This window comes from Paenibacillus sp. YSY-4.3 (assembly GCF_054767475.1).
The window spans coordinates 212,184-228,493 of the sequence record NZ_BAABMC010000004.1 but is presented as its reverse complement, the minus strand read 5'-3'; the positions used below and the strand labels follow the sequence as shown (position 1 = coordinate 228,493).

18 protein-coding genes are annotated in these 16,310 nt (G+C 48.3%); 13 read left to right on the top strand and 5 right to left on the bottom strand.

What is annotated here, in order from left to right; genetic code table 11:
* Positions 1 to 121 precede the first annotated feature (121 nt).
* Complete coding sequence (locus ACYUJT_RS15440; RefSeq protein ID WP_460323737.1) at positions 122 to 1,024, top strand: MerR family transcriptional regulator; 903 nt, start codon at positions 122 to 124, stop codon at positions 1,022 to 1,024.
* A gap of 59 nt (positions 1,025 to 1,083) precedes the next feature.
* On the opposite strand, the gene ACYUJT_RS15435 is transcribed toward ACYUJT_RS15440, so the two are convergent.
* Entirely contained in the window at positions 1,084 to 1,635 is a 552-nt protein-coding gene (locus ACYUJT_RS15435) for a hypothetical protein (protein WP_460323735.1), read from the bottom strand.
* A gap of 102 nt (positions 1,636 to 1,737) precedes the next feature.
* Here ACYUJT_RS15435 and ACYUJT_RS15430 point away from each other — a divergent pair, with 102 nt between their 5' ends.
* The 10 genes from ACYUJT_RS15430 (at position 1,738) to ACYUJT_RS15385 (ending at position 11,526) form a co-directional block, all read left to right on the top strand.
* Positions 1,738 to 2,652, top strand: coding sequence for a phosphatidate cytidylyltransferase (locus ACYUJT_RS15430; RefSeq protein ID WP_460323733.1), 915 nt, complete (start codon positions 1,738 to 1,740; stop codon positions 2,650 to 2,652).
* A gap of 47 nt (positions 2,653 to 2,699) precedes the next feature.
* Positions 2,700 to 3,572: a PhzF family phenazine biosynthesis protein gene (locus ACYUJT_RS15425; protein WP_460323731.1), complete on the top strand. Its 873-nt coding sequence runs from the start codon at positions 2,700 to 2,702 to the stop codon at positions 3,570 to 3,572.
* A gap of 305 nt (positions 3,573 to 3,877) precedes the next feature.
* Positions 3,878 to 5,236: an ABC transporter substrate-binding protein gene (locus tag ACYUJT_RS15420; protein ID WP_460323729.1), complete on the top strand. Its 1,359-nt coding sequence runs from the start codon at positions 3,878 to 3,880 to the stop codon at positions 5,234 to 5,236.
* Positions 5,237 to 5,334: 98 nt separating this feature from the next.
* Positions 5,335 to 6,195, top strand: a complete 861-nt coding sequence (locus ACYUJT_RS15415) for a carbohydrate ABC transporter permease (RefSeq protein ID WP_460323727.1) — start codon at positions 5,335 to 5,337, stop codon at positions 6,193 to 6,195.
* A 23-nt stretch (positions 6,196 to 6,218) separates the two neighbouring features.
* Positions 6,219 to 7,055: a carbohydrate ABC transporter permease gene (locus ACYUJT_RS15410; protein WP_460323725.1), complete on the top strand. Its 837-nt coding sequence runs from the start codon at positions 6,219 to 6,221 to the stop codon at positions 7,053 to 7,055.
* Between the two features lie 50 nt (positions 7,056 to 7,105).
* A complete protein-coding gene (gene rbsK / locus ACYUJT_RS15405; protein ID WP_460323723.1) occupies positions 7,106 to 8,032 on the top strand; it encodes a ribokinase in 927 nt (308 codons plus the stop codon).
* Between the two features lie 6 nt (positions 8,033 to 8,038).
* A complete protein-coding gene (locus ACYUJT_RS15400; RefSeq protein ID WP_460323722.1) occupies positions 8,039 to 8,938 on the top strand; it encodes an EamA family transporter in 900 nt (299 codons plus the stop codon).
* A 24-nt stretch (positions 8,939 to 8,962) separates the two neighbouring features.
* On the top strand, positions 8,963 to 9,877 hold the full coding sequence (locus tag ACYUJT_RS15395) for a nucleoside hydrolase (protein ID WP_460323720.1): 915 nt from the start codon (positions 8,963 to 8,965) through the stop codon (positions 9,875 to 9,877).
* Positions 9,878 to 9,993: 116 nt separating this feature from the next.
* Positions 9,994 to 10,998, top strand: coding sequence for an RNA polymerase sigma factor (locus ACYUJT_RS15390; protein ID WP_460323718.1), 1,005 nt, complete (start codon positions 9,994 to 9,996; stop codon positions 10,996 to 10,998).
* Between the two features lie 84 nt (positions 10,999 to 11,082).
* The gene (locus ACYUJT_RS15385; RefSeq protein WP_460323716.1) at positions 11,083 to 11,526 is read left to right on the top strand and encodes a VOC family protein; all 444 of its coding nucleotides are present in this window, start codon (positions 11,083 to 11,085) and stop codon (positions 11,524 to 11,526) included.
* Between the two features lie 97 nt (positions 11,527 to 11,623).
* On the opposite strand, the gene hxlB is transcribed toward ACYUJT_RS15385, so the two are convergent.
* The 4 genes from hxlB to ACYUJT_RS15365 all read right to left on the bottom strand — a co-directional run bounded on the left by hxlB (position 11,624) and on the right by ACYUJT_RS15365 (position 14,529).
* Positions 11,624 to 12,187, bottom strand: a complete 564-nt coding sequence (gene hxlB / locus ACYUJT_RS15380) for a 6-phospho-3-hexuloisomerase (RefSeq protein WP_460323714.1) — start codon at positions 12,185 to 12,187, stop codon at positions 11,624 to 11,626.
* Positions 12,188 to 12,195: 8 nt separating this feature from the next.
* Positions 12,196 to 12,828 carry a 3-hexulose-6-phosphate synthase gene (hxlA, locus tag ACYUJT_RS15375; RefSeq protein WP_460323712.1) on the bottom strand — a complete coding sequence of 211 codons (633 nt, stop codon included), beginning with the start codon at positions 12,826 to 12,828 and terminating at the stop codon, positions 12,196 to 12,198.
* A gap of 123 nt (positions 12,829 to 12,951) precedes the next feature.
* On the bottom strand, positions 12,952 to 13,290 hold the full coding sequence (locus ACYUJT_RS15370; protein ID WP_460323710.1) for a winged helix-turn-helix transcriptional regulator: 339 nt from the start codon (positions 13,288 to 13,290) through the stop codon (positions 12,952 to 12,954).
* A gap of 87 nt (positions 13,291 to 13,377) precedes the next feature.
* The gene (locus ACYUJT_RS15365; RefSeq protein ID WP_460323708.1) at positions 13,378 to 14,529 is read right to left on the bottom strand and encodes a hypothetical protein; all 1,152 of its coding nucleotides are present in this window, start codon (positions 14,527 to 14,529) and stop codon (positions 13,378 to 13,380) included.
* A 322-nt stretch (positions 14,530 to 14,851) separates the two neighbouring features.
* On the opposite strand from ACYUJT_RS15365, the gene ACYUJT_RS15360 reads away from it, so the two are divergent.
* A complete protein-coding gene (locus ACYUJT_RS15360; RefSeq protein WP_460323706.1) occupies positions 14,852 to 15,589 on the top strand; it encodes a glycosyltransferase family 2 protein in 738 nt (245 codons plus the stop codon).
* Entirely contained in the window at positions 15,589 to 16,305 is a 717-nt protein-coding gene (locus ACYUJT_RS15355) for a glycosyltransferase family 2 protein (protein WP_460323704.1), read from the top strand. Before ACYUJT_RS15360 ends, ACYUJT_RS15355 begins: the two co-directional genes overlap by 1 nt.
* The last annotated feature ends 5 nt before the right edge of the window (positions 16,306 to 16,310 follow it).

The following is a 16,310-nucleotide window of genomic DNA, read 5'->3' as shown; positions in this document are numbered from 1 at the left end:
ATGGTTAAATTATACAAACATTAGACAAATATATCAATATCGTTCACATAATGTTGATATAACGTCGAACATCCTAGTCATTTTGTATAGTTTATGTATAATTATGCTGAGGTGGATGAACATGTACTACAGCATTAAACAGGTCTCCGAACGGCTAGGCATTCCTCCCGTAACCATACGAGCATGGGAGAAGAGATATCAAATTATCAACCCAGCCCGCAGCCATGGGCGGCATCGGTTATATAGCGAAGAAGACATTCATACCCTCCTATCTCTAAAGCGCTTAATGGAAGAGCAGAATCTGAAGATTAGCGAGGCAGTTATGCTGTTGCGGACAAAATCCGCGGAAACCTACGGTCTGTACGGGCCCTATCAAGGCCAGCCTTTGAATACAACTTACGCACATATCATCGCTCGGCTGTATCAGGATCTCATCCATTTTAATGCGATGCAGGCTAATGAGACGATCGATTTAGCATTCTCACTGTATCAGTATGAAGATGTATTCCAACGCATCTTAGTCCCTACCCTCTACAAGATAGGCGACGAATGGGAGCAAGGCGAAATCAGCGTCGCCCAAGAGCACTTCGCTTCCCAGCTAATCATGCAGCGTTGTGTACAGTTTTTTAGAATTCTGCCCATTAATGAGCAGCTTCCGAGGGCCCTCGCTTTTTGCCCTCCGAATGAGCATCATCACATGGGTTTAACGCTGTTTAGTTTATTCTTGCGGAAAAAAGGACTCGATGTTATTTATCTTGGGCCGGACACTCCGCTTCACGGGCTCGATGATATTATCAAACTGAAGAAGATTTCTATTATATCTATATCCATGACGAGTGGTGCGCAACTTGAAGAATTGGAGCAATGGATTGAGCTCTGCCGCAAATCCTATCCGCAGCTGGTCTTCGCGCTTGGCGGAACAGGCTTTCAGAATTGCTCGCCTAAATTGACCCCTTATGTAGTTTCGGCTGACATGGACGAGTGGGATAGCTGGTATCAGGCCATTCAAATAAGACTCCCTTAAGAGAGGGAGCCTTGAGCCTTCAAACCGCCGAGTATGCCTTGGTTCGTCTAACGTTCCGATTATTCCTTATCGCAATCCGGTTCATACTCACTTAGTTTGCCTTCGTAGATCAGCTGCAATCGGTCGCTCTGCCGAAAATCGTCCGGCGTCACAAGGGCCGGCAGCTTGTTCCACAGCTTAATGCCGGATCTATCCAAAATTTCCGCAACGAATTGCGAGCAGAAATAAGAGTTGCTGAATTCGACGGGCTCCTTTAGGGCGATGCCGACCACGCCCAGAATGTTATATAAATACTTATTGCGGCTGCGGATGAAAATATGCAGGACTCGCTTCATCTTCTCGACTTCACGCTCGGATACCTTCAGCTCATAAATGACGCACGTCGTATTGGGATACTTGCTGAACGTACCCGTCTTGATATCTTCCTTCACGAACCCGCCATTCAGCGGATTGTTTGGGCTCTTCCTTCCAAAGCTGTACAGCTCGGATAGCTCCCGGTTAAAGGATATGGAGGCATGATTGTATGGGGCTCTCGTGTACCCTTTGATAACCCTCGTAAAGAGCGTCCCGGTATTCGTAAGCAAAATAAAGACCGAACGATCAGCTGCCATTTACGAAATTCCCCTTATCAAAATTGAATTGTTCCTTCATAATAACATATGATCACCCCTGTGGGAGGTCTTAAGTCATGACAAGTTGGATGGTGAAGGGCTATGAACAGCTCGCTCATAACGTTAACTCTTATTTTCACAGCTTTATTAGTCATTCAGGTCATCTATTATGTCCTGAGCAAAATACAACCGGACAAAGACTACGCTGCCATCGGCACCAAAATCAAGACCTGGTGGGGCATGTTCGCTATCTTTTGTCTAGCCACCCTATTTAATCCGGTCGTATCGCTGCTGTCTCTCATGGTGCTTACCTTCTTCGCGTTGAAGGAGTACTTCTCCATGATCCGCTCCAGAAAAGCCGACCGCAGGCTATATCTATGGGCCTATTTGTCCATTCCGGTGCAATTTTACTGGATCTACATCGAGTGGTACGGAATGTTCATTATCTTTATCCCGATCTATGTGTTCCTATTCCTGCCGCTCCCGCGGCTGATCAACAAAGGAACGGTCGGCTTCCTGCGCAGCGTCAGCTCCACCCAGTGGGGACTCATGCTGATGGTATTCGGGCTTAGCCACCTCGCCTATTTTCAATTTGCAACGCCGGAATATGGCGCAGGGCTTGTATTGTTCCTCGTCGTACTGACACAGCTCAACGATGTCGCTCACCATCTGGCGTCGATCTATTTCGGCAAACGCAAAGTCGTTCCGACGGCCAATCCCTACCTGACCTGGGAAGGGTTTGCCTTCGCATTCCTGGTGACGACCGGAACAGCCTATTTGATCCATCCATACCTGACGCCGCTTGGACCTGTGTTTGGGGTATTCTCCGGCATGCTGATCAGCTTGAGCGGTTTCTTCGGCAGCTTGACGGTATCCGTGCTGAAGCGGGATTTGTTAATCGGCGACGACAACAAGTTCGATGCCCTCAAGAAAAGTTATATCAGCCGGGTCGACAGTCTGGCCTATACTTCGCCGGTCCTTTTCCACGTCATTCGCTACTTTTTTGATTTCATGTAACCTGTGAAACGTTATACCTTACTTTGGATGCCTAGGAGATGCTTGCTATGGAATTCTATATCGTCGATGTATTCGCGGAACAAAAATATCAAGGCAATCCGCTCGCCGTACTGCTGCCGGATCGGGAACTGACCTCGGAAGAAATGCAGCAGATTGCCAAAGAGATCAACTTCTCGGAGACAACCTTCATCATGTCGGACAAACAGGAGGACGGAGGGTATCCTGTGCGCATTTTTACCCCGGATGTAGAGATTCCCTTTGCGGGACATCCTTCGCTCGGAACGGCCTTCGTCATTCATCATCAGCTCGATCCGAATAAGAGCAGGCATATTCTCTTGAACCTTGGCGTGGGTCAAATCCCCGTCTCCTTTGCCGAAGGATCAGATAACGAGTTATGGATGAAGCAGCAGCAGCCTGTATTCGGGGAGGCTATCGCCCCTTCCGTGATCGCAGAAATACTCCAAGTTCCTGTCGAGGACATTCAGTCCGCCTTCCCCATCCATGTATCCTCAACCGGGCTTCCATCCGTCATTGTTCCTTTGAAAACCCTTGATGCTGTCCAAAAATGCGAAGTTGACCCTAAGAAGTATAAAAACTTCCTTGAAAACACAGCGGATGCGAACCTGCTTGTGTTCACGCAGGAAACACTTCATGAACAAAATGATTTGCATGTACGGGTATTCGTCAATGACACGGGATATTATGAAGACCCCGCTACCGGCAGTGCCAATGGTAATCTAGCAGGCTACCTGTTAAAGCACGAATTCCTGCAGAGCAGCGTAATTCAGCTTCGCGTCGAACAGGGGTACGCCGCTGGGCGTCCTTCCCTCCTGCACATAGACGCCGCACAGCGCAGCGGTGCTTACGATATCAATATCGGCGGCCAGGTATTCTTCGTCGCTAAAGGCGAATGGCTATAGCACCGCCCCCTCTGGGGGTAATTTCCACAATAAAATAGATTGACACATTTTAGACACATCATATAAACTAGCCTTACGCAATTATGTAACCGTTACCATGCGGACAAACAAAAGTATTCTTTCAGCTGCATTCAGAAGTAAAGCATATTTTTTTATCCTTGTGTGTAACCGGTTACATGTCTATTTAGCATGCATTTTCTGAAAGGAGGACTTCTGCAAGACTCAATAGCATCAAATTATCCGGATTAGATTCACTGAGGTTAATAACAAAATACACTAACCAATCATCCAGGGGGAATTTATCAGTGAGAAAAGTACTTGTGGTATTGCTATCCGTAATGATGTTTATGTCGATAGCTGCTGGCTGCGCGAAAGGCGGCAATCAGACAACAGAGCCTGCTGCTTCAGGAAACGCTGCCGAGAACGGCGGCAAAACAAACAGCGGGGATAAGACAGAAGTCAGTTTCATGGTCGTGTCCACTTGGGCCGATGATTTGCAAGCGCTCGCAACGAAATTTGAAGAGCAGAACCCGAACATTAAAATTAATTTCGTGTCCCTCCCATTCCGCCAAATGCTGGAAGGCATCGAAGTGCAAATGAATTCCAAGAAACCGTCATTCGACGTCTTCATGGTTGACGGCCCGCTCGTATCCAACTACACGGTCAAAGGATTCCTTGAGCCGCTCGATAGCTACTTCAGCAATGATGAAAAAGCAAAATGGGTCGATGCCTCTCTCCAAGCCGGAACATATGACGGCAAATTCATGGCTGCACCGGTGAATACGTCGACAGACGTACTTTATTACAACAAGGATATTTTCGCAGAGAAGGGCATCGATCTCCCCGCCCAGGATCCCGATAAACGCATGACCTGGGAAGATACGGTCGAACTCGCCAAGAAGCTGACCTACGACCAGAACGGAGACGGTCAAACCGACGTATTCGGCTTTACCTTCCGCCAGGTAGGACGTCCATATCAATTGCTTCCACTAGCAAACAGCCTTGATGCAGAGGTCATCAGCAAGGATGGCTTCACGGCACAAGGATACACGAATTCTGACAAAATGGTGCAGGCCGCCAAGTTCTACTACGACACGTTCAACACTTGGAAGATCAGCCCGAAAATTACGGCTGACGAAACCGTGGAGTACTTTGCAACTGGTAAGGCTGCTATGATGATCGGCTCGACGGCTTACGTCAAAATGTTCACGGAACGAGGCGTTCCTTTCGGTGTAGCGCCGTTCCCTTACTTCAGCGACAACAAAGCAGCCACGCCGACAGGCAGCTTCCACCTTGGCATCTCCAGCTTCTCCGACAAGAAGGAAGCCGCCGCGAAATTCATCCAATTCGCGACAACCGGCGAAGGCTCCAAATTCTGGTTCGAACAGCGCAATGAGCTTCCAGCCAGCAAAGAAGTTCTGCATTACATCACGACCGATCCGAAGTTCGAATCGTTCCCGTCCAACGTGTTCCGTTTGGCAGCTTATGAAGCTCAGAATACGGCAGTGCCTCGTCCTGTATCCCCAGGTTACCTGGAGTGGGAATCCCTGCTGACCAAAGCTTACGATGATATGAAGGCCGGATCTGATCCGAAGAAAGCCCTTGATTCGGCAGCTGAGCAAAGCGACCGGTTATTGAAGAAATACGAATCACTGAAAAAGTAGGAGCATCATGATTCAGCAGTAGGTTCCAATGGGGGGCAAAGCTTAGGCCCACTCCCCCCATACTTGCTGACTAAGACTAACGGCGGTGAAATGCAAGCATGCGCGAGAAATCGTATGTACCCTATTTATTTTTATTCCCGGCGCTAATCGGAATAATCGTGTTCAAGCTGTTCCCCATCTTCCAAGGATTGAACGAGAGTTTGTACAGCCCGACCTTCCTGCAAGGCGAGAAAGTCTTCGTTGCCTTGGACAATTATGTGACCTTACTCAAGGACCCCGTCTTCTGGAATTCCGTTAAAGTAACCCTATTAATGAACGTAGTCATCAACCCGCTGCAAATCGGACTTGCCTTGTTTCTGGCGCTCCTTCTGAATATTCAGCTGAAGGGCATCAGTTTCTTCCGCTCGATCCACTTCATTCCGATTGCCGTATCGCAGCCAATTGCCTGCGTGCTGTGGGCACTCCTGCTCAATCAAGAGCAAGGGATTGTCAACTCGATTCTAATCGCCATGGGCCTTCCGGCGCAGCCGTTCCTCGGCAGCAGCGAACAGGCACTCTGGGTCATTATCGCGATCTCCACCTGGAGAGGCGTCGGCTACTGGTCCGTATTCATCCTGGCTGGACTTCAGGAAATCCCCGGCTCCTTGTACGAAGCTGCCGCGATTGACGGTGCCGGACGCTGGGAGCGCTTCAAGAACGTCACGTTCCCGATGCTGAAGCGTCCACTTATCTTTGTCACGGTAACGGACACCGTCATCAACTTCCTCATGTTCTCGCCAATGTATATTTTGACCAAAGGTGGTCCGGAGAACAGCACGAACGTTCTAATGAACGAGAGCTTCAACAGCGCGTTCCAATACTCCGACCTCGGCAGAGCCTCGGCGATCGTCATGATGCTGCTGGCGCTAATTCTGATCATCATTGCGGCGCAATTCAAACTGCTCAAACCTAAACATTAAGTCAATAGAAAGAGGTTGTGACCTTGAAGAGTACCTCAAAATGGCTTCTCTATACCATTCATTTGGTGTTGCTCGTGATCGTCTTTTTTCCGCTTATCTTTGCGCTGGTGTCTTCCTTCCGGCCGGTGGATGACATTTTCCGTTACGTCTCTCCGATCTCTTGGCGCACATTCTTTCCAACCGATTTCACTTGGGAGGCGTACACAAATCTGTTTGCGCTGAGAGGCTACGGTCCAATCGTGGTGAACACGTTCTTCATTGCCTTAACAACCGTTCTATTTAGCGTCATATTCAACTCGATGGCGGCTTTCGCTTTTGCCAAGTTCACATTTAAAGGCAGCGAGATCCTGTTCGGCCTAGTCATCTTCAGCTTCATGATCCCTTTCGAAGTCATTTCCATTCCGCTGTACAGCTTAATGAACAACTTCGGCTGGATTGACAGCTACTATGGCTTGATCATTCCCGGTATTGCCAACGGCCTGGTCATTTTCTTGTACCGCCAATTTTTTATGGATCTTCCAATGTCTTTGATTGAAGCGGCACGTCTTGAAGGCGCTTCCTGGTGGAAAATTTACTGGGGAATCATCATGCCTCTTTGTAAGCCCGTTACGATTAGCGCTGCTCTGCTCACCTTCATTTTCCAATGGGAGTCCTTCATGTGGCCTTTGATTGTTACGCGCTCGGAGAAATACCGCGTCATCCAGGTAGCCATCAGCATGTTTACGACAGAGCACGCGACGGCTTGGAACGAAATGTTTGCCGCTACCATCATTGCGGTCATCGTACCTGTCATATTGATTTTGATGTTCCAGCGTTATTTTGTGCAAGGCGTTGCGAATTCAGGTTCCAAAGAAGGTTAATTATCCAGTTACTACACACAACATATTAAACTTAGACGGATGTGAGTGGATTGTTGAATATTCTAGTAGTCGGCAGCATCAATATGGACATCATCAACCGAGTGCACGAATTTCCAGAAGCCGGCGAGACCGTAAAAGGATTAGAAACAGAATATCTGTGCGGAGGAAAAGGCTCCAACCAGGCAATTGCAGCTTCATTAGCCGGTGGATATGTAACGATGATCGGTTCAGTCGGTCAGGATTCCTTCGCGAACCAGCTCCTTGCCACGATGCAAGGATACGGGGTGAACACGAGCCTCGTTATGTCCAAAGAGGGCTTCTCAGGCTTGGCCTTCATTAACGTTAATGACCATGGGGAGAATACGATCATATTGTCCGAAGGCGCGAACGGCAAAATGAACCCGGACGATATTCGCTCATCCCTTTCCATACTCAAACAAACGGATCTATTGCTGCTGCAAAACGAAATCCCGTGGGAGACGAACGAGATGGTAATTGAAGAAGCCCGCCGGAAAGGGGTCTTCATTATTCTCAATCCCGCTCCGGCCACCTCTATTTCGGACGAAGTGCTGCAGAAGATAGACTTGCTCATTTTGAACGAAACCGAAATCGAGACGATTACGGGAATCTCTGCAAACAGCGCGGAGCAGGCGGATGAGGCGCTTCGCAGTCTGATTCATAAAGGCGCCCGGGAAATCATTTTGACCTTGGGGGAAAATGGCACATCGTATATGAATGCGGCGCTAGACAAAATCGACGTGCCGGCATTCCGTGTCGATGCGGTAGACACGACAGCCGCCGGGGATACGTTCATCGGGGCCTTGGCAACGTTGCTGCGCTCGCCGCTCTCCACCGAGGAGAAACTGCGGTTCGCTTCCGCGGCTGCGGCAATTGCCGTTACCCGAAAAGGTGCGGCAAACTCGATCCCTACTCGCGAGGAGATTGAGCAATTCATGTGTGAACGCATTGGGAGCTAGGGCAGCATGTGGCTGGTATTTGCAATATGCGTAGCCATTATTTATGGGGTCAGGGCCATACTGTTCCAATGGTCCTCCCGTAAAGGCTTCGATCGGAACCCGCTGCTGCTGGGCGCTTATATCGGGGCCTTCCTCCTGTCCTTCATCCTGAATGTATGGATAGGACAAGCTTGGAATTCCGCCGCCCTGCTTGGCATACCAATCGGAGCGTTCGCTTATGTATCCAACTCGTCCATGTACAAGGGATACGCTACAGGCAAAGCATCCTTAATTGCCATCTTAATAGGCACATCGCCGCTGGTCGTAACTTCGCTGTCCTTCCTGCTGTGGGGAGAGACAATGAGCCTCGGCCAAGGCCTGGCCTTCCTGACCATCTTCTCGGGCGTGTTCCTGATCAGCTATTCCAACCAGCTCTCCTGGCGGCATCTGCAGGGAGCGCAGTGGGGTCTGCTGGCCATGCTGTTCTTTGGCATGACGGATATACTGTGTAAAATATCGGTCCTACAGGGCGCGGAGACGCTGCCCACGCTGATTCTGATGTTCGGCACCGGGGCGATCCTGTTCTTTGCCACCTGGCGGTGGCAGCAATCGAAGGAACGAGGACGCGAAGCCACCAAGAAACAAGCTGCCAATCCATCTTTGAAGGCGGCGGTGCAACCGTGGCCTATTCGTAAGACCCTATTATGGGGCATGTCTATCGGATTAACGAATTTCCTAGCCATGTTCTTCATCCTTCCGGCCTTTAAGCTGGGCGTGACAGGGCTGGTATCGGCCATTATTTCGGGCAATATCCTGTTAATTGTGCTCTATGCGCGAGTCGTATTGAAGGAGAAAATGGCGCGAACCGAGGTGTTCGGCATCGCCCTAATCTTTGGCGGAGTCATCGCCATCAAATTGCTTAGTTAATGGATTAAGAAACGGAGGTACACCATGGTAAAACCGATTATTATTGACTGCGATCCCGGAATCGACGATGCTCTGGCCATTTTGCTAGCCGCAGCTTCGGAGCAACTGGACCTCAAGCTAATTACGACCTGCGCCGGCAACCAGACCAGCGAGAAAATTACCGCCAATGCGCTCAAGCTGCTGTCGTTCATCGAGCGGCCGGACATTCCGGTGGCCAGAGGAGCGACCCATCCGCTGCACGGTGAACTGGTGGTCGCCGAGAAAGCCCATGGCGATTCAGGATTCGGCGGAGTGGAATTAGGCGAGACGACCCTTTCGGTGATCGATCAGCCTGCCATAGATGCCATGCGCGACGTGATTCTGGCCAGCGATCAGAAAGTGACGATTATCGCCATCGGCCCGCTTACGAATGTAGCCAAGCTGCTGCAGGAATACCCAGAGATCGCTGAACGCATTGAGGAGCTTTCCATCATGGGTGGCTCGAGCACGGAGGGCAACGCGACGCCGGTTGCGGAATTCAACATTTACGTCGATCCCGAGGCGGCGCGCATCGTATTCCGTTCCGGTGTTCCGATCACGATGTTCGGCCTGAACGTTACCTATCAGGTGCCTATGTACATCGAAGATATCAATCGTATCCGGAACATCGGCAACCAAACAGGCCAGGCAATTGCGGCCATGCTGGACTTTTATTTCCGAAACGACCGGGTTGAAGGTATGCACGACCCTTGTGCCGTAGCCTACCTGATTGATCCGTCCCTATTTGAGACGAAGCTGTGCAATGTCGAAATCGAGGTTAGCGGCGAGTTCACCCGCGGACAGACGGTCGTGGACCTTAGAGGCCGCACCAGCCGGGATAAGAATGCCAACGTAGCCGTCGGAGTGTCGAGCCAAAAGCTTCTGGACATGCTGTACGAAGCGGTAAAGACCTTCAAATAAGCTTGGCTGCAAAGGCCGGATAACCGGCTTCAACCATAAAGGGGCTCTTCCATCAAACGTTCTAAACGTTATGAACGTGGAGGAGTCCTTTCTTATTTGATAGGGGAAATAATTATATGACACCTAACAACGGAGTAAAGTATACTTGGGATATACAGGTAACAATTAGCCATGATCAAGCAATGGAAGGTGATCTTATGACCGAACCATCCGATAGGCAGCTGGCAGCAAGTGCAATAAAAGGCGACTTCGAGGCGTTCCGGGCGATCGTGCTCCGTTATTCCAAAGCCCTGCTTTCTGTGGCCTACAGCGTATTGGGAGATTATCACGAAGCCCAAGATGCGGTCCAAGAGACCTTTGTGAAGTGCCACCGTAACCTACATACGTTAAAAGACCCCTCCCAGCTTGGAAGCTGGCTTTATTCCATCGCTCACCGAACAAGTCTTGATTTTATCAAAAAGAAAAACAAGCTCCTTCCTTATGACGAGGCCACCGCCCCAAAATTAGACAACATTCATACCTGGTTGGATCAGCACGCCATTAAAGAATCAGTCTGGGCTGCCTTGCAAACATTAGAGGAAAAAAGCAAATCCGCTATCGTACTTTATTACTTAAACCAATGGCCGATGAAAGACATCGCCCCATTTCTCGATTTATCCATAGCCGCTGTGGAAAGCCGCATTCGCCGGGCCCGGGAAATGCTTAAACTCCGCCTTGCCGGTGATTTTGAGTCTTATTTCCGCCCATATCAGCCGGATCGCAGTTTCGAGCAAATGGTTTGCGAACAAGTTTTGAAACGAGCAGGCCATTTCTACATCCCGGTCTCGAATAAAAAACAAACCACGAGCTGGTTCTTCCTTCACTTTAATCTGAAGAGCAGCAGTCATGGTAATTTGCTATTGGAGTCCGGCCATGAATTATACTTATTGGAGTCGGTGAACCACTTGCCAAGAGAGATTCCTTTGCTTACCTTTTCTGTATCTGACGCCAACCCTTTATGGCTCACACTCACAAGCAGCGGTGTACGGACGGAGCCTATAATAGAAGATGATCTATTCGGAAAGTCCTTTATCTTCTATGATCCGGACGGGAACAAGTTCAATGCCGTAGAAAATGTGTAAGTAAGTTTTTAACCCTGCGACGGATTTCATCTATACTCTTCGTCTATTTACTGAGACTACAAAAATACAAGAGGTGAATGACGGATGGAACAACAGAAAACGCCGGAAGTGGAAGACCTTAAGGTCGAGCAAAAGCCAATGCTGAAGAGGGTGCTCTGCAACTATTTACCCGTATCCAATCTAGAGTCTGCAGCAAAATGGTATACCGGGATTTTCGGTTTGGAGCTGAAGAAACGCGACCCTGGCGGCGCGATCCTCGTCTTAGGAGATGGCCAGTGGCTGTTTTTGCTGGAGACAACCGAGAAAAGAAACGCTAATTTTGTTACCAGCCAATGGGATGGAGATGCATATGAAATGTTCTCCTTAACCTTTGAAGTCGAGAATATTGTCGAGCTGCATAAGAAGCTTAGAGATAACGGCGTCGAGGCCGAGCCCTTGATGGATCATGACAGCTGTGGTTTACAGTTTAAATTTAAAGACCCGGACGGCAACAAGTTTAATGTATGGCAGGACCCTATATCTGAATAATAAAATGAACTGTTAGTGAAATATGCGACCTTCAAAACAAAAAGACAGTCCTCTACCGGGATCGTGTAGGGACTGTCTTTGTTCTGTTTGTGACTCGCTATTCCAAATTAGCATGATTCCCGTACATCGCACGGCCGCTGAGCTCTTGTTTGTCCATCAGCGCCAAAATGACGGCATCGCATGCAAGCAGCAGCAGCTGTTCAAATAACGAGCCCATCGGCTGAACCGTCGCTGTTGCCGCAGTATTGTCGGCTTGATCCTTCGGCGCCCCAGGCAGCTTCACAATGAGGTCTGCCAGGCGGCCAAGGGATGACTCTGGGGAGAGCGTCAGTGCTCCTACCGTAGCTTCCAAGCTTCTCGCCTTTTCTGCCATAGGCACAAGCGACCGCGTCTCGCCCGAGCCTGAACCGATCAGGAGCAAATCGCCTTTGCCCAAGCTTCGGGTAACCGTCTCGCCCACGACATACACCTCTAACCCAAGATGCATCAACCGCATGGCGAATGCTCGCATCATTAGTCCGGAACGGCCTGCCCCTGCAACAAAGATGCGCTCCGCCGACAAGATAGCTTTCATCAATTGATCCAGCTGCTCCGCAGCAATTTCATTCGCAGCTTGGTCCAATTCGCCCAAAATCGCGGTTAAATTCCGATTGCCTGCCATATCCGCCACTAGCCCTGTTGGATCAGCTTTTGCATTTCGGCGGCTGCTGCGGCAATGTCGGCTTGCCCGGTAATTCCTCCGCCTACAATGACCAAATCAGGCTTAACGGCAATGACTTCTGGCAATGTGGCTAGCTTAATGCCGCCAGCAACAGCGACTTTGGCATTTTTCACAACGGACTTGATCGTGCGAAGATCCTCGAAGGAGTTCTGTCCTTCCGCTTGAAGGTCATACCCCGTGTGGACGCAAATATAATCGACGCCGAAGGAGTCAATCTGCGCTGTCCGCTCCGCCAGGTTCTTTACGGCGATCATGTCGACCAAGATTTGCTTGCCCTGCTTTTTCGCTTCCGCGACCGCTCCCTGGATACTCGCATCCTCTGCTACGCCAAGGATGGTTACGATATCCGCCCCTGCTTCAGCCGCCTTCATCACTTCATAGCCGGCCGCGTCCATGATTTTCAAATCGGCAAGTACGGTTACGTTAGGAAAAGCCTCTTTCAACGCCTTCACGGCGTGAAGTCCTTCATTGATAATGATCGGAGTTCCGATCTCGACAATATCCACATATTGCTCCACTTGCTTGACGACTTCGATGGCTCCTGGAATACCGACCAGGTCCAAGGCTAGTTGTAATTTCATTTATGATTGCTCCTTTAAGGGTATGTTTTAATACGACACCCCTTATTCTAAGCATCTCGCCCATAAAAGAAAGTACGCACTTTTATGTAACTAGTTCCCATTTGGTAACTATGCCAGGCCCGATTAGTCCGATTTTCGCAGCTCTTTTTCCTTCTCTAAATGCCTTTCTCCCCACTGCGACATAACGTTTAGCAGCTCTTTCACGGTCAACCCGTATTCGGTCAAAGAATACTCCACCTTGGGAGGGACCTGGTCATACACTCTCCGGTTGATGATTGCGTCTTCCTCTAATTCACGCAGCTGCTGCGTCAACATTTTTTGCGTAATTTGCGGCATTTCCCGTCTCAATTCTCCAAAGCGGTGCGTGCCTTCCGTCAGGTGGCAGAGGATCACAGGCTTCCACTTCCCGCCGATCACCTTCAAGGTCAGCTCCACCGTTTCTTTAAAATGCTGGTCACCCAAAGCGAGTAACTCCTTTCCTGATTCATACTTTCTTGCATTTAAGAAAGACCTGCATGATAGCAGGCCTTCCTAAATCAGGCATTTATATTAACTGCCCGGATTATTATATTTGTAAATCACCCTGTTATCAAAATCCATAAGATAAATAAAGTTATTGCTCACAGCATAACCGGCTATGTTACCAGAGAACTTAAACTCCTTTGCATATGCGCCATGGAAACTGTATAGACCGTTCTTTTCCTTTAAAGAGAATACCGCATTGTTATTGAGGAAGTAAAGCCCCTTGTCACCCCAAACCGGGCGCTCCAATGACATCTCCTCTGGCATAGGATGAGTCTTCAACTGTTCTGTGGCCAGGTTGTATTTATGGACGCTTGTTCCCCCATCATAGACAGTAAGGACATTGCCTTCTCGTACCGGCATTTGATATTTACCACACTTCGAGGCCTCGCAATAACCTGAATTCTCCGGGAATAAACTGCCACGCCACTCATAAAGCGTTTGTACTTTTACGCCATCAGTGCGTAATTGAACGATTAAATTAAGTGGAGTTAGTTCAGCTTCATCTTTCGTCGAAAGCCGATAGAGCAGAATCACCTCGTCTTTATAAAAACTAAAGTGCGGATAAGGCACGTATTTAGCATAGTCATACAGTGTATAGTCTCCCCAAGCGTAAAGGTCTTGAGGACGTCCGTCTTGCGTTTCAAATACAGAAAATGGCGTGATCCCGGTATTTACTTTAGAGCAAGCAATAAATAGCAGTTCTGCGGTTTTATCCTTTTTTACTTTAAATAATACCGTATACGTTTTACCGACAATCCGGCCATCTTCAGGATTTACGTATTTCGGATATTCCAGATACAGCTTCTGGTCCTCCAGATTGATAAACATCAATCCGCTGACGTACAATTCGTTCTTGTAGAAGGTCATCTGGGAGAGGCGGAAGGAATGTATAGCCTCCTCGCTTCCTAACCCGGCTATTTCTTTTTCAAACTGCTTGGACATCTTTTGCAAATTAAAGTATTCCTTAAACTGCTTTCCCTCCAGCTTTTGAATGATCGTACCATCCATAACATACATCTCTTGTCCATTTACGGTCATTCCCTGTGCATAGCCATATTGCTCATTCGGTTGGTTGAGTTTGACCGCTTCTATCGGATTATATTTCGCGGCATATGTAACGGAACTAAGTGACAGAGCAATTGCTGCAGCCAACAATAGGCAAACCCATTTTTTCATAAGATGAACCACCCCAAAGAAAATTATGTATCAAACCTAAGTTTATCGTATTGTCGTCAAGCTGTCTCCAACTATTTCCGAACCCTCGATCCACAGCTATATATGGGAGGGCAGCATCCGCTAGACTAGGCTTTTTCGCAGGATGATAGTCGGTATCTGCTATCATTCTATTACGCAAATGGCCGTCAGGTGCTCCTCTATCTTCACACAGAAAATATTATATGCTTGCCAATCCTTGGTGGATATGCCGTTACTCTTCTTTTTCGTGTACATATTGTAGAGTAAGTTGCTATTAATCATAACGGATAGGAGGAGTGATGTAATGGGATCTGGACAGAGGAACGCGATAAAAAAGCAGGGAGTTTCCATCATTACCTGTACGAATCGCCAAAGTTTTATAAACAACCTGTTTAATAATTACATTCAGCAGCGCCATCCGAAAAAGGAACTCATCATTATTGTAAACAACGATAAGATACCGCTGGAGCCTTATCAGCGTTTAGCTAGGAAAAACCGGAGCATCCAAGTCTACCGCGTTGCAGGCCGCGAATCTCTCGGTGCTTGCCTAAACTATGCCGTCAAAAAAACAAAATACAACTACATCGCCAAGTTTGATGACGACGACTATTACGCACCCTACTATTTAATAGACAGCCTACAGGCCATGCAAAAAGCAAATGCGGATATTATAGGCAAACGGGCCCACTATATGTACCTACACGGATCTAAAACTTTGATTCTACGTTTTCACCAGGACGAGAACAGAACAGCCTCTAAACTCCCCGGCGCTACGCTGTTCATGAAACGGCATGTGTTAAATAAAGTACAATTTCCTCATCAGAACGTGGGGGAAGACGATCTTTTTTGCCTCAGAAGCAAAAAGCTGGGTTACAAGGTCTACTCCGGAGGAAAATATAATTTTGTCGCTGTACGTCGAAAAAACTCATCCAGCCACACGTGGGTCATCAGCGACAAAGAGCTTCTCTCTCACCATAAAAGAATTCCCAATGTCCAAAATTACAAGAAGTTCGTGCAGCGCACGATAAAGGATGCTCCATAATGGCCAAACTGGATATCTTCAGCCAGCCAAGAGCCGTTTCCATCATTACCTGTACCAAGCGGCAGTACTGCATGGACACGCTACTGCGTAACTACAATAGACAAAATTATCAGAATAAAGAGCTTATCATCATACTCAATCATAAAGGTCTAAAAAAGAACGAATATATCAACGCAGCAAAGCCATATAAGAACGTAAGGGTATACAGTCTGCCCAATCATTCGCTAGGCAGCTGCCTTAACTACGGAGTAAAGGTAGCCAGGTACAATCACATTGCTAAATTTGATGATGACGATTATTATGCTCCCGGCTATCTCAAAGACAGTATGCAAATTTTGCGCGACACCAACGCTGATATTGTAGGCAAACGAGCTCATTACATGTACCTGAACAGTAAAAAGGTACTCCTTCATCGTTACTACAATATGGCTGATAAATACGTTCCCCTTGTTCAAGGCGCAACCCTTGTCGTGAAACGCCACGTGTTCAGCAAAGTCTCCTTCCCCAACCGAAACCGGGGGGAAAGTGTAGAGTTCTGTTCCAATTGCCGGGCTAAAGGCTTCAAAATTTATGCCGGCAATCCCTACAACTTTGTTGCGTATCGCAGAAAAAATTCGAGAGACCATACTTGGATCGTAAGCGACGACAATCTTTTGGCAAGCAAAGTAAAAGTGCTAAAGGTCAGGGACCCCGAAAAATTCGTGAACCGAGAATAAACTCT